The sequence below is a fragment of the Pseudomonas sp. JC1203 genome (genome assembly GCF_056175065.1).
Window position 1 is genome coordinate 22,365 of record NZ_JBWCAM010000023.1, and the last position, 12,006, is coordinate 34,370.

General features: G+C 64.8%; 11 protein-coding genes. 3 read left to right on the forward strand and 8 right to left on the reverse strand.

All coding sequences use genetic code 11. From position 1 onward, the window contains the following. Nucleotides 1–128 precede the first annotated feature (128 nt). The 4 genes from ccoP to ccoN are packed head-to-tail and all read right to left on the reverse strand — an operon-like array spanning nucleotide 129 to nucleotide 3,359. Nucleotides 129–1,103, reverse strand: a complete 975-nt coding sequence (ccoP, locus tag AC0SZ7_RS27065; protein ID WP_475507250.1) for a cytochrome-c oxidase, cbb3-type subunit III — start codon at nucleotides 1,101–1,103, stop codon at nucleotides 129–131. Further along, nucleotides 1,100–1,303, reverse strand: a complete 204-nt coding sequence (locus AC0SZ7_RS27070) for a cbb3-type cytochrome oxidase subunit 3 (protein WP_475507251.1) — start codon at nucleotides 1,301–1,303, stop codon at nucleotides 1,100–1,102. Before AC0SZ7_RS27070 ends, ccoP begins: the two co-directional genes overlap by 4 nt. A gap of 5 nt (nucleotides 1,304–1,308) precedes the next feature. After that, the gene (ccoO, locus tag AC0SZ7_RS27075) at nucleotides 1,309–1,917 is read right to left on the reverse strand and encodes a cytochrome-c oxidase, cbb3-type subunit II (protein WP_475507252.1); all 609 of its coding nucleotides are present in this window, start codon (nucleotides 1,915–1,917) and stop codon (nucleotides 1,309–1,311) included. After that, on the reverse strand, nucleotides 1,917–3,359 hold the full coding sequence (ccoN, locus tag AC0SZ7_RS27080; protein ID WP_475507253.1) for a cytochrome-c oxidase, cbb3-type subunit I: 1,443 nt from the start codon (nucleotides 3,357–3,359) through the stop codon (nucleotides 1,917–1,919). The genes ccoO and ccoN overlap by 1 nt, the downstream gene beginning before the upstream one ends. Before the next feature lie 335 nt (nucleotides 3,360–3,694). On the opposite strand from ccoN, the gene AC0SZ7_RS27085 reads away from it, so the two are divergent. After that, complete coding sequence (locus AC0SZ7_RS27085; protein WP_475507254.1) at nucleotides 3,695–4,420, forward strand: alpha/beta family hydrolase; 726 nt, start codon at nucleotides 3,695–3,697, stop codon at nucleotides 4,418–4,420. Between the two features lie 158 nt (nucleotides 4,421–4,578). Here AC0SZ7_RS27085 and AC0SZ7_RS27090 read toward each other — a convergent pair whose 3' ends face one another. Beyond that, nucleotides 4,579–6,144, reverse strand: a complete 1,566-nt coding sequence (locus tag AC0SZ7_RS27090; protein ID WP_475507255.1) for a methyl-accepting chemotaxis protein — start codon at nucleotides 6,142–6,144, stop codon at nucleotides 4,579–4,581. A gap of 175 nt (nucleotides 6,145–6,319) precedes the next feature. Then, complete coding sequence (acnA, locus tag AC0SZ7_RS27095; RefSeq protein WP_475507256.1) at nucleotides 6,320–9,061, reverse strand: aconitate hydratase AcnA; 2,742 nt, start codon at nucleotides 9,059–9,061, stop codon at nucleotides 6,320–6,322. Between the two features lie 203 nt (nucleotides 9,062–9,264). Here acnA and rlmM point away from each other — a divergent pair, with 203 nt between their 5' ends. Continuing rightward, complete coding sequence (gene rlmM, locus AC0SZ7_RS27100) at nucleotides 9,265–10,347, forward strand: 23S rRNA (cytidine(2498)-2'-O)-methyltransferase RlmM (RefSeq protein ID WP_475507257.1); 1,083 nt, start codon at nucleotides 9,265–9,267, stop codon at nucleotides 10,345–10,347. Between the two features lie 50 nt (nucleotides 10,348–10,397). Then, a complete protein-coding gene (gene tusA, locus AC0SZ7_RS27105; protein ID WP_475507258.1) occupies nucleotides 10,398–10,649 on the forward strand; it encodes a sulfurtransferase TusA in 252 nt (83 codons plus the stop codon). A gap of 74 nt (nucleotides 10,650–10,723) precedes the next feature. Here the strand turns inward: tusA and AC0SZ7_RS27110 are convergent, their stop codons facing one another. Then, nucleotides 10,724–11,473 carry an amidohydrolase family protein gene (locus tag AC0SZ7_RS27110; protein WP_475507259.1) on the reverse strand — a complete coding sequence of 250 codons (750 nt, stop codon included), beginning with the start codon at nucleotides 11,471–11,473 and terminating at the stop codon, nucleotides 10,724–10,726. Nucleotides 11,474–11,494: 21 nt separating this feature from the next. Beyond that, nucleotides 11,495–11,857, reverse strand: coding sequence for a hypothetical protein (locus tag AC0SZ7_RS27115; RefSeq protein ID WP_455923644.1), 363 nt, complete (start codon nucleotides 11,855–11,857; stop codon nucleotides 11,495–11,497). Between the last annotated feature and the right edge of the window lie 149 nt (nucleotides 11,858–12,006).

The following is a 12,006-nucleotide window of genomic DNA, read 5'->3' on the forward strand; positions in this document are numbered from 1 at the left end:
CCTCATCCTTGTAGGAGCCGGCCTTGGCCGCGATGGCGACGTGTCTGATGTACTGCGTTGCCTGTATCGCGACCAAGGTCGGCTCCTACGCGGGCATCGTAGCCCTGACGTATGCAGTGCGAGAGCGGTTAGTCCTCCGTTTTTGTTTCCCCGTGCGACAGGCTGTACACATACGCCGCCAGCAAATGCACCTTGTCCTTGCCCTGCAGCAGTTCCTGCGCCGGCATCTGCCCCTGGCGGCCGTAGCGGATGGTCTGTTGCAGTTGGGCAAAGCTTGAGCCGTAGATGAACGCCTGCGGGTGGGTGAGGTTGGGCGCGCCCATGGCCGGGGTGCCCTTGCCTTCGGGGCCGTGGCAGGCCACGCAGTTGGCGGCGAAGATTTTCTGGCCGTTGGCGGCATCGGCCTTGGCATCGTCGGGCAGCTTGCGGCCGTCCAGTTGGCTGAGCACGAAGGCGGCGACGTCGGCCACGCCCTGCTCGCCGATCACTTCAGCCCAGGCCGGCATCACGGCGTGGCGGCCGCCCAGGATGGTGGTCTCGATAGTGGCGGGCTCGCCTCCCCAGCGCCAGTCCTGGTCGGTCAGGTTGGGGAAGCCGTAGGCGCCCTTGGCGTCGGAGCCGTGGCACACCGAGCAGTTGCTGGCGAACAGCCGGCCACCCATTTTCAGCGCCTGCGGGTCCTTGGCCACTTCTTCGATGGGCATGGCGGCGAACTTGGCGTAGATAGGGCCGAAGCGCGCGTCGGCGCGGGCCATTTCCTTTTCCCATTCGTGCACGCCGGTCCAGCCGGTCTTGCCGTCGGAAAACTGCTTCTGGGTGTCGTTGTCCAGGTACTGGTAGCCCGGCAGCAGGCCGGTCCAGCTGCCCAGGCCGGGGTACAGGCTCAGGTAGCCGAGGGCGAAGATGATGGTGCCGACGAACAGCAGGAACCACCATTTGGGCAGTGGGTTGTCGTATTCCTCGATGCCGTCGAACGAATGCCCCACGGTTTCCTCGGTGGCCTCGCTGCGCTGCCCGCGGCGGGTGGAGAACAGCAGCCAGGTCAGGGACACGATGGTGCCCAGGGTGAGGACGGTTACGTACAGACTCCAAAACGTTGTCATTGCTTGTCACTCCTGGCCGCGCGCGCTTGCGCCTGGGCTTGTTCCACCTTGGCGATGGCGTCGGGGTCGTCGGCGAACGGCAGCAAGGTGGCTTCGTCGAAGTGCTTCTTGCGCCGGCTGCTGAACACCCACAACGCCAGGCCGATAAAGGCCACCATCACCACGACGGTGCCCAGGCCTCGGATCGTTCCGATATCCATGTGCGTCACCGTTTGCTCTTGATGAGGGTGCCAAGGCCTTGCAGGTAGGCCACCAGTGCATCCATTTCGGTCTTGCCCTTCACGGCCGCCTCGGCGCCGGCGATGTCGGCGTCGGTGTAGGGCACGCCCAGTTCACGCAGCACTTGCATCTTCTTCGCGGTCAGGCTGGCGTCCACCTTGTGCTCCACCAGGAACGGGTAGGCTGGCATGACCGACTCCGGCACCACGTTGCGCGGGTTGTACAGGTGCGCGCGGTGCCAGTCGTCCGAGTAACGCCCGCCCACGCGGGCAAGGTCCGGGCCGGTGCGCTTGGAACCCCACAGGAAGGGGTGGTCCCACACGCTTTCGCCGGCCACCGAGTAGTGGCCGTAACGTTCGGTTTCGGCGCGGAACGGCCGGATCATCTGCGAGTGGCAGCCCACGCAGCCGTTGGCGATGAACACGTCGCGGCCCTCCAGCTCCAGGGCCGGGCGCGGCTTCATGCCCTCGATGGGCTTGTTGGTGACGTCCTGGAAGAACAGCGGGACGATCTGTGTCAGCCCGCCGATGGCCACGGCGATGACCATGAAGAAGGCCAGCAGGCCGATGTTCTTTTCGAGCACTTCATGTTTCATCAGTGGGCCCCCACGACGGCGATCTGGCTCGCGGCTTCGGCTTCTTCAGGGGTGGAGGCGCGCACGGTGCGCCACACGTTGTAAGCCATCAGCAGCATGCCGCTGGCGAAGAACGAGCCGCCCAGGGCACGCACGATGTAGCCGGGGTGGCTGGCCTGCAGCGCTTCGACGAAGGAGTAGGTGAGCGTGCCGTCGTCGTTGATGGCGCGCCACATCAGCCCTTGGGTGATGCCGTTCACCCACATGGAGGCGATGTACAGCACGGTGCCGATGGTGGCTAGCCAGAAGTGCGCGTTGATCAGGCCGATGCTGTGCATCTGCGCGCGGCCGAACAGTTTCGGGATCATGTGGTACACGGCGCCGATGGAGATCATCGCCACCCAGCCCAGGGCGCCGGCGTGCACGTGGCCAATGGTCCAGTCGGTGTAGTGGGACAGCGAGTTGACCGTCTTGATGGCCATCATCGGGCCTTCGAAGGTGGACATGCCGTAGAAGGCCAGCGACACCACCAGGAAGCGCAGGATGGGGTCGGTGCGCAGCTTATGCCAGGCGCCCGAGAGGGTCATCATGCCGTTGATCATGCCGCCCCAGCTGGGGGCCAGCAGGATGATCGACATCACCATGCCCAGCGACTGCGCCCAGTCGGGCAGGGCGGTGTAGTGCAGGTGGTGCGGGCCGGCCCAGATGTACAGGGTGATCAGCGCCCAGAAGTGCACGATGGACAGGCGGTAGGAGTAGATCGGGCGCTCGGCCTGCTTGGGCACGAAGTAATACATCATGCCGAGGAAGCCGGTGGTGAGGAAAAAGCCCACGGCGTTGTGGCCGTACCACCATTGGATCATCGCGTCGGTGGCACCGGCGTAGGCCGAGTACGACTTGAACAGGCTTACCGGCAGCGAGATGTGGTTGACGATGTGCAGCATCGCCGTCACCAGGATGAATGCGCCGTAGAACCAGTTGCCCACGTAGATGTGCTTGGTGTTGCGCTTGACGATGGTGCCGAAGAAGGTGATGGCGTAGCTGATCCAGACGATGGCCAGCAGAATGGCGATCGGCCATTCCAGCTCCGCGTATTCCTTGGTGGTGGTGTAGCCCAGCGGCAGGGTGATGATGGCGCTGACAATCACCGCCTGCCAGCCCCAGAACGTGAACGCCGCGAGGCCATCGGAAATCAGCCGCGTCTGGCAGGTGCGTTGCACCACGTAGTAGGACGTGGAAAACAGTGCGCAGCCGCCGAAGGCGAAGATCACGAGGTTGGTGTGCAGGGGGCGCAGGCGGCCGAAGGTGGTGTAGGGCAGGTCGAAGTTGAGCTGCGGCCAGACCAGTTGCGAGGCGATGAACACCCCCAGGCCCATGCCGACGATTCCCCAGACCACCGTCATGATGGCGAACTGCCGGACCACCTTGTAGTTGTACGCAGTCGGAGCGATTACTGTGCTCATAGCGGGTCATCCACGGTTCAGGTGTTGTTATTGAATTTATAAACCGGCCGCAGTATGGAGAATGCAAAGGGGTGACGCAAGAGTTGCTAGCAATCATCGCTAGCAATTCTTGGCGGTCGCTCCGACGTCCACCTGGCGGGCCTTCCAGCGTTACTGGGGGCTTTGCCGGGGTCGCTGGTGGAGGGGTTTCTGAACATCCGGAAACATATCCGACCAGCCCAGTTTTCATCGCTATGAGCTTAGTCGCTGTGTGGACATACCGCACGCGGGTGCTGCCGCGTGGCGGCGGCGACGTGGCATCATGGCGGCCGTTATTTTTTCACGGTGGAACCAGCATGAAAGAGCCGCAGCCTTGCAGCATTGACCAGAATCAATTGGCCGCGCTGGCGCAGGCCCGGGGTTGGCTGTGGAACGCGCCCCAGGGCGCGCCAGTGGCCTGCCTGATACTCGCCCACGGCGCCGGTGCGCCCATGGACAGCGGCTTCATGGCCAGCATCAGCGAGCAACTGGCCGCCAGGGGTGTAGGCGTGCTGCGCTTCGAGTTTCCCTACATGGCGCAGCGCCGCCTCGACGGCGGCAAGCGCCCGCCCAACCCCAAGCCCAAGCTGCTGGAGTGCTGGCGCGAGGTGTACGCCCAGGTGCGGCCGCTGGTGACCGGCACGCTGGCGATTGGCGGCAAATCCATGGGCGGGCGCATGGCCAGCCTGCTGGCGGACGAGTTGGGCGCTGCGGCGTTGGTGTGCCTGGGGTACCCGTTCTATGCCGCGGGCAAGCCGGAGAAGCCGCGGGTGGAGCACCTGGCCGGGCTGGCCACGCCGACGTTGATCGTGCAGGGCGAACGCGACGCGCTGGGCAACCGGGCGGCGGTGGAGGGTTATCTGTTGTCGGCGAAAATCGAGCTGTGCTGGCTGGTGGCGGGGGATCATGACTTGAAGCCGTTGAAGGCGTCGGGGTTCAGCCATGAGCAGCATATCGAGGCGGCGGCGGAGGCGGTGACACAGTTTTTGCGCTGCCCCGTGGCATCCATTGTCTTGAAACGGCGTCGTCTGCATCGCGACTAAAGTCGGCTCCTACGCCGTACGTGGTAGGAGCCGGCCTTGGCCGCGATACAGGCGACGCGATCTACGAGGTACACGGGGCCCCGTAGCAGCGGCCCGAAGGCCGCGTCGCAGGCACCGCGTGATTCCTGACGCGGCCTTTGGCCGCTGCTACGGGAGTTTTAGCGGTTGAAGCGCTCCACCAGCGAGTACTGGCTGTGTGCAGTGCGGGTCAGTTCTTCGCTCAGCAGCGCGGAGTTCTGCGCCTGCTCGCTGGTCTGGTCGGCCAGGTCGGCGATGGTGCTGATGTTGCGGCTGATTTCCTCGGCCACCGCGCTCTGTTCTTCGGTGGCTGCCGCGATCTGGGTGGTCATGTCAGTGATGTGCGCCACCGCTTCACTGATGCCCGCCAGCGCCTGGTCAGCTTCCAGCACCCGTGCCACACCTTCCTCGGCTTGGCGATGGCCGGCTTCCATGGTCTGCACGGCGGCGCCGGCGGTTTGCTGCAGCTTGGCAATCAGCGCGTGGATCTGCCCGGTGGATTCGCTGGTGCGTTGCGCCAGTTGGCGGACTTCGTCGGCGACCACGGCGAACCCGCGGCCCATTTCGCCAGCGCGGGCAGCTTCGATGGCGGCGTTCAGCGCCAGCAAGTTGGTCTGGTCGGCAATGCCCTTGATCACGTCAACCACGCCGCCGATTTCGTCGCTGTCCTTGGCCAGTTGGGTCACGGTCTGGCCGGTTTCACCCACCACCACCGACAGGCGCTGGATGGCGTCGCGGGTCTCGCCGGCAATGCCGCGGCCCTGGCTGGTGAGCAGGTTGGCCTGCTGGGTGGCGTCGGCGGTGCGCTGCACATGGCTGGCCACCTCCTGGGTAGTGGCGGCCATCTGGTTGACCGCAGCGGCCACTTGTTCGGTCTCCACGCGCTGGCGCTCCAGGCCCTCGGAGCTCTGGTGGGCCAGGCCGTCGGACTGCCGGGCCTGGTCGTTGAGGTGCTCGGCGGTGTCCTGCAGGCGGGTGAGGCAGGTTTTCAGGCGCGCATCCTGGCTGAGGATGGACAGCTCCAGCCGCGCCTGGGCACCGCGGCTGTCGGTGTACATCTGCGCGATCAGCGGGTCGGAGGTGGTCTGCTCGGCCAGGCGCAGCAGGCGCTTGATGCCCCGTTGCTGCCAGCTCAGGCCCACCAGGCCCAGCGGCACCGAGAGCAGGGCGGCCACGGCGAAGCCCCACCAGGTGCCCAGCCAACTGCCGATCAGGAAGCCCACCTGGCTGACCAGGATAAACGGCAGCCAGTCCTGCACCACCGGCAGCCAGCGGTCACGCTGTGGCACGGCGGATTTGCCGTTGTTCAGGCGCTCGTACAGCGACTGAGCGCGGCGGATCATTTCGGCGCTGGGCTTGACCCGTACCGACTCGTAACCCACCACCTGGTTGTTCTCGAAGATCGGCGTGACGTAGGCGTTCACCCAGTAGAAGTCGCCGTTCTTGCAGCGGTTCTTGACGATGCCCATCCACGGCTGGCCCTGGCGCAGGGTGGCCCACATGTGCTCGAACACGGCCTGGGGCACGTCCGGGTGGCGCACGGTGTTGTGCGGCGCGCGAATCAGCTCTTCACGGGAAAAACCACTGATCTCGACGAAAGCGTCATTGCAGTAGGTGATCATTCCTTTGGCGTCGGTGGTGGAAATCAGGCGCTGCTGGGCAGGAAAAGTCCGTTCGCGCTGGGTGACAGGCTGGTTGTTACGCATGGCTGTGGGGTTCCGCAAGGCTTTCACAGGTTGTCGGCCGCGGCGCCACAAAATTGAAATTAAATTTCCCCGGCAATCGTCATGGAGCGGGAGACGCGCCTAAGCCGTAGCAGCTGCCGCAGGCCGCGTCAGGCAGCCAGACGCCGCCTTCGGCAGCTGCTACGGGATCAGGGGGTCACGACGCGATCAGCTGGCGCAGCACATAGTGCAGGATGCCGCCGGCCTTGAAGTACTCCACCTCATTGAGGGTGTCGATGCGGCACAGCACCGTCACGTTTTCCTGCTTGCCGTCCTCATGGGTGATGCGCAGGTTCAAGTCCATGTGCGGCCGTAGTTGGGCGCCGGTGAGGCCGGTGATGTCGAGAGTTTCGCGCCCGGTCAGCTTCAGGGTCTTGCGGCTCTGGCCGTCCTTGAACTGCAGCGGCAACACGCCCATGCCCACCAGGTTGGAGCGGTGAATACGCTCGAAACTCTCGGCTATCACCGCTTTCACACCCAGCAGGTTAGTGCCCTTGGCCGCCCAGTCGCGGCTGGAGCCGGTGCCGTATTCCTGCCCGGCGATGACCACCAGCGGCGTGCCGTCGGCCTGGTAGCGCATGGCCGCATCGTAGATAGCCAGGCGCTCGCCGGTGGGAATGTAGTAAGTGTTGCCGCCTTCCTCGCCATTGAGCATTTCGTTGCGGATGCGGATGTTGGCGAAGGTGCCGCGCATCATCACCTCGTGGTTGCCCCGGCGCGAGCCGTACGAGTTGAAGTCGCGCGGCTCTACGCCCTTGTCCCGCAGGTAGTGGCCGGCGGGGCTGTCCGCCTTGATGTTGCCGGCGGGGGAGATGTGGTCGGTGGTCACCGAGTCGCCCAGCAGGGCCAGCACGCGGGCGCCCGATACGTCCACCACCGGCTTCAGCGCGCCGGTAATGTCGTCGAAGAATGGCGGGTGCTGGATGTAGGTGGAGTCGTCCTGCCACACATAGGTCGCGGCCTGCGGCACCTCGATGGCCTGCCACTGGGCGTCGCCGGCGAATACCTCAGCGTATTCCTTGTGGAACATGGCAGTGTCGACGCTGCTTACCGCGTCGGCGATTTCCTGCTGGCTAGGCCAGATGTCGCGCAGGTACACCGGCTTGCCGTCCTTGCCGGTGCCCAGCGGTTCGCTGCTGATGTCGATGCGCACGCTGCCCGCCAACGCGTAGGCCACCACCAGCGGCGGTGAGGCCAGCCAGTTGGTTTTCACCAGCGGGTGCACGCGGCCCTCGAAGTTGCGGTTGCCCGACAGCACCGAGGCCACGGTCAGGTCGGCCTGCTGGATGGCCTTCTCGATGGGCTCGTCCAGCGGCCCGGAGTTGCCGATGCAAGTGGTGCAACCGTAGCCCACCAGGTCGAAGCCCAGGGCATCCAGGTACTGGGTCAGGCCGGCGGCCTTGTAATAGTCGGTCACCACTTTCGAACCGGGGGCCAGCGAACTCTTCACCCAGGGTTTGCGCTGCAAGCCTTTTTCCACGGCTTTCTTCGCCACCAGCCCGGCGGCCATCATCACGCTGGGGTTGGAAGTATTGGTGCACGAAGTAATGGCGGCGATCACCACGGCGCCATCCTTGAGGTGGTGCGTCTGGCCCTGCCAGCTGTACTGCGCCTCGCCGGCCTGGGCTGCGTTGCCCACGGCCACGCCACCGCCGCCCTCGCTTTCCAGGCGGCCCTCGTCCTTGCTGGACGGCTTGAGTTGCAGGCCGATGAAGTCCGAGAACGCCTGGGCCACCTTGGGCAGTGCCACCCGGTCCTGGGGCCGCTTGGGCCCGGCCAGGCTGGCTTCAACCGTGCCCATGTCCAGCGCCAGGCTGTCGGTGAACAGCGGTTCCTGGCCCGGCAGGCGCCATAGCCCCTGGGCCTTGGTGTAGGCCTCCACCAGCTTTACCGTGGTGTCGGGGCGGCCGGACAGGCGCAGGTAGTCCAGCGTTACTTCATCTACCGGGAAGAAGCCGCAGGTGGCGCCGTATTCCGGGGCCATGTTGGCGATGGTGGCACGGTCCGCCAGGGGCAGGTCGGCCAGGCCGTCGCCGTAGAATTCGACGAATTTGCCCACTACGCCTTTCTTGCGCAGCATTTGCGTGACGGTCAGCACCAGGTCAGTGGCGGTGATGCCTTCCTTGAGCTTGCCGGTCAGCTTGAAGCCGATCACCTCGGGAATCAGCATCGACACCGGCTGGCCGAGCATGGCCGCCTCGGCCTCGATGCCGCCCACGCCCCAGCCCAGCACGCCGAGGCCATTGATCATGGTGGTGTGCGAGTCGGTGCCCACCAGGGTGTCGGGGAAGGCGTAGGTGCGGCCGTCCTCTTCCTTGGTCCACACGGTGCGGCCCAGGTATTCCAGGTTCACCTGGTGGCAGATGCCGGTGCCCGGCGGCACCACGCTGAAGTTGTCGAAGGCGCTCTGGCCCCAGCGCAGGAAGGCATAGCGCTCGCCGTTGCGCTGCATCTCGATGTCGACGTTTTCACCGAAGGCCTGGTTGTCGCCGTATTTGTCGACCATCACCGAGTGGTCAATCACCAGGTCCACCGGTGACAGCGGGTTGATGCGCTGCGGGTCGCTGCCGGCCTTGGCCACGGCGGCGCGCATGGCAGCCAGGTCGACTACGGCGGGCACTCCGGTGAAGTCCTGCATCAGCACGCGGGCAGGGCGGTACTGGATCTCGCGGTCGCTGCGGCGGTCCTTGAGCCAAGCGGCCAGGGCCTTGAGGTCGTCGCCGGTGACGGTCTTGGCGTCTTCCCAGCGCAACAGGTTTTCCAGCAGCACTTTCAGGGACATGGGCAATTGCTGCAGGGCGCCCAGGCTCTTGGCGGCTTCGGGCAGGCTGAAATAGTGGTACTGACGGTCGTCGACCTGCAGGGTCTTGAGGGTCTTCAGGCTATCAAGCGAGGGCATGAAATCACTCCTTGGCGGGCGGCACCAGGGTCCGCACGGCACGGGCCCAGGGCATAAAGCGTAGCTAGCTATCATTACACTGGACTGTCCAGGCGTGTGCCGGTTCCGAACTTCCTTTAGAATGCGCCGATTTCGGCGGTGTGCCAGTGGCGCGCACGCCATGGCGGCGGCCCACTGTCGGGGCGCCGGTCCAGGAGTGGTTAATGAATACCCTGTTTATGCACTGCCGGCCGGGCTTCGAAGGCGAAGTCTGTTCCGAAATTTCCGAACTGGCCGCGTATTTCGACGTGGTTGGCTACGCCAAGGCCAAGCCGGCCAGCGCCTTTGCCGAGTTCGTCTGCCACGAACCGGCCGACCTTGAGCGGCTGATGGACGAGGTGAACTTCAGTGACCTGATCTTCCCGCGCCAATGGGCGCGCGGCTCGTTCGTGGAACTGCCGGAAACCGACCGCATCAGCGTCCTGCTGGATGCCTTGGGCGCCTATCCGACCTGCGGCAGTCTGTGGCTGGAAGTGCTGGATACCAACGACGGCAAGGAATTGTCGACCTTCTGTCGCAAATTCGAGGGCCCGCTGCGCAAGGCGCTGCTCAAGGCCGGCAAGTTGGTGGAAGACGACGACCTGCCGCGCCTGCTGCTGACGTTCCGCAGCGGCCGCGAAGTATTCCTGGGCCTGGCCCCGGCGCACAATTCGGCCATGTGGCCCATGGGCATTCCGCGCCTTAAATTCCCCCGCGAGGCGCCCAGCCGCTCAACCTTGAAGCTGGAAGAGGCCTGGCACCATTTCATTCCACGCGACGAGTGGGATGAACGCCTGTCGGAAGACATGACCGGCGTCGACCTGGGCGCTGCCCCAGGTGGCTGGACCTACCAACTGGTGCGCCGCGGCATGCTGGTGACGGCCATCGACAACGGCCCGATGGCCCAGAGCCTGATGGACACCGGCCTGGTCACCCACCTGATGGCCGACGGCTTCACCTACAAGCCACGCCCGACCGTGGACTGGATGGTTTGCGACATCGTCGAGAAGCCGGCACGCAGCGCGTTCCTGCTGGAAACCTGGCTGGGCGAAGGCCTCTGCCGCGAAGCGGTGGTGAACCTCAAGCTGCCCATGAAGTTGCGTTACGCCGAGGTGCGACGCCTGCTGGAACGCATTGCCGATGGCTTCAAGGCCCGCGGTATCGAGGTGGAAATCGGCTGCAAGCAGCTGTACCACGACCGCGAGGAAGTGACCTGCCACCTTCGCCGCCTGGACACCCCGACCAAGAAGGCGCCCCGCAAGGGATGACCTGCGCCCGGGCATTGGGTGACAATGCCCGCACGTTTCTGGAGATTTGTATGTCTGAACTCGCTGAACTGGCCGTGGATGGTGTGCTCGACGCCACCGGCCTCAATTGCCCGGAGCCGGTGATGATGCTGCACCAGCACGTGCGCGACCTGCCGGCCGGCGGCTTGCTGAAGGTGATTGCCACCGACCCGTCGACCCAGCGCGACATCCCCAAGTTCTGCGTGTTCCTGGGGCACGAGCTGGTGGAGCGCCGTGAAGGCGAGGGCACGTACCTTTACTGGATCCGCAAGAAGCTCGATTGATGAGTGTGGGAGCTGGCTTGCCAGCGAGGTGTTGAAACCCGAAAAGCTCGCCGGCAAGCCGGCTCCCACAAAAATCACAGCCGATAGAAATCCCGCGCATTGCCCCACAGCACCATCTGCGCGCCATCTTCCCCCAGCATGTCTTCCACCAGCCCCAGGTCATCGACCTGAAACGGGCGCGGCGCCCGCGTGGACGGCAGGTCGGTGCCGAACATCAGTGCATGGGGGTTGGCCGCGTACAGCGCCTGCAGGGCAGGCCCCACGGGGAAGTCGACGCGGCCAAAGCCGCAGGCCTTCACCCGCACGCCACGCTCGGCCAGGCGCAACAGCGTAGGCAAGCCTTCGCGGCTCAGGCCCAGGTGGTCGATGCTGACCTCGGGCAGGCGCAACAGGCGCGCCTCCAGTGCGTGCAAGTCGCGGGAGTCGACGTACAGCTCGGCGTGCCAGCCCAGCAGTTCGTGCACGCGCTTGGCGAGCGACTCCAGCTTGTCCAGTTGTTCGGAACCACCGCGCTTGAGGTTGAAGCGCAGCGCCCGTACGCCATGGCGATCAAGGCGCTGCAGTTCGTCGTCGCTAACCGTGGCGGGCAGTTGCGTGACCCCGACGTAGCCGGGGCCCAGCCTGGCCAGGGCGTCCAGCAGGTACTGCTGGTCGAACGCCTGGAACGACCCCGACACCACCGCACCACTGCACACGCCCAGCGGCGTGGCCTGGGCCAGGTACTCGTCCACCGTGTAGGTGGGGGGCAGGTAGCCATCATTGGCGACCAGCGGGAACCGCGGGTCGATGATGTGGCAGTGAGCGTCGAATACCTGGCGGGTCATGGCGCGCTCCTGTGACGCGAATCAGCGGGCGATATGGCTGACGTAGGTGCCGGTGCCGTCGAGGATGTTGCGCAGGGTCTCTTCGACTTCCGGCAGGTCTACCTGGCTGCTGTCATAGTTGATCACCAGTTCCACGTCACCGTTCAATACGTCGGCGTCGTCGGCGGCCAGCTCGAATGTCAGCGTCTTGTCGTCCAGGGTTACCTTGAAGTCACGGACGTAGCAGGGGTCTTCCTCGCCCAGGGTGAACTCCACGTCCTTGTCCTCGGCCAGGCGCGTGATCAGGATCATGCCGCCCTTTTCATCATGGCAGCACAGCAGGGCCATGTTGTCTTCTTCGTCGTCGCACGGGTTGACCATCAACTGGCTGGCTTGAAATTGCATGTTTGTTACCAAGGTTAGTGGGCAGGCAGGGATTCTGACACTGTTTGCGTCGAATCAGAAACCTGTGTGTGCAACGCCCTGTGTATCTCGTACGACAACTCCTCATTGACCGAATATGTCGCAGCCCCGCAAGTATCTGGCGCAAGGCA

What these genes read in the sequence shown, in the direction of transcription:
- ccoP (WP_475507250.1), bottom strand. Translation starts at nt 1,103, where the DNA reads ATGACAACGTTTTGGAGTCTGTACGTAACCGTCCTCACCCTGGGCACC.
- AC0SZ7_RS27070 (WP_475507251.1), bottom strand. Translation starts at nt 1,303, where the DNA reads ATGGATATCGGAACGATCCGAGGCCTGGGCACCGTCGTGGTGATGGTG.
- ccoO (WP_475507252.1), bottom strand. Translation starts at nt 1,917, where the DNA reads ATGAAACATGAAGTGCTCGAAAAGAACATCGGCCTGCTGGCCTTCTTC.
- ccoN (WP_475507253.1), bottom strand. Translation starts at nt 3,359, where the DNA reads ATGAGCACAGTAATCGCTCCGACTGCGTACAACTACAAGGTGGTCCGG.
- AC0SZ7_RS27085 (WP_475507254.1), top strand. Translation starts at nt 3,695, where the DNA reads ATGAAAGAGCCGCAGCCTTGCAGCATTGACCAGAATCAATTGGCCGCG.
- AC0SZ7_RS27090 (WP_475507255.1), bottom strand. Translation starts at nt 6,144, where the DNA reads ATGCGTAACAACCAGCCTGTCACCCAGCGCGAACGGACTTTTCCTGCC.
- acnA (WP_475507256.1), bottom strand. Translation starts at nt 9,061, where the DNA reads ATGCCCTCGCTTGATAGCCTGAAGACCCTCAAGACCCTGCAGGTCGAC.
- rlmM (WP_475507257.1), top strand. Translation starts at nt 9,265, where the DNA reads ATGAATACCCTGTTTATGCACTGCCGGCCGGGCTTCGAAGGCGAAGTC.
- tusA (WP_475507258.1), top strand. Translation starts at nt 10,398, where the DNA reads ATGTCTGAACTCGCTGAACTGGCCGTGGATGGTGTGCTCGACGCCACC.
- AC0SZ7_RS27110 (WP_475507259.1), bottom strand. Translation starts at nt 11,473, where the DNA reads ATGACCCGCCAGGTATTCGACGCTCACTGCCACATCATCGACCCGCGG.
- AC0SZ7_RS27115 (WP_455923644.1), bottom strand. Translation starts at nt 11,857, where the DNA reads ATGCAATTTCAAGCCAGCCAGTTGATGGTCAACCCGTGCGACGACGAA.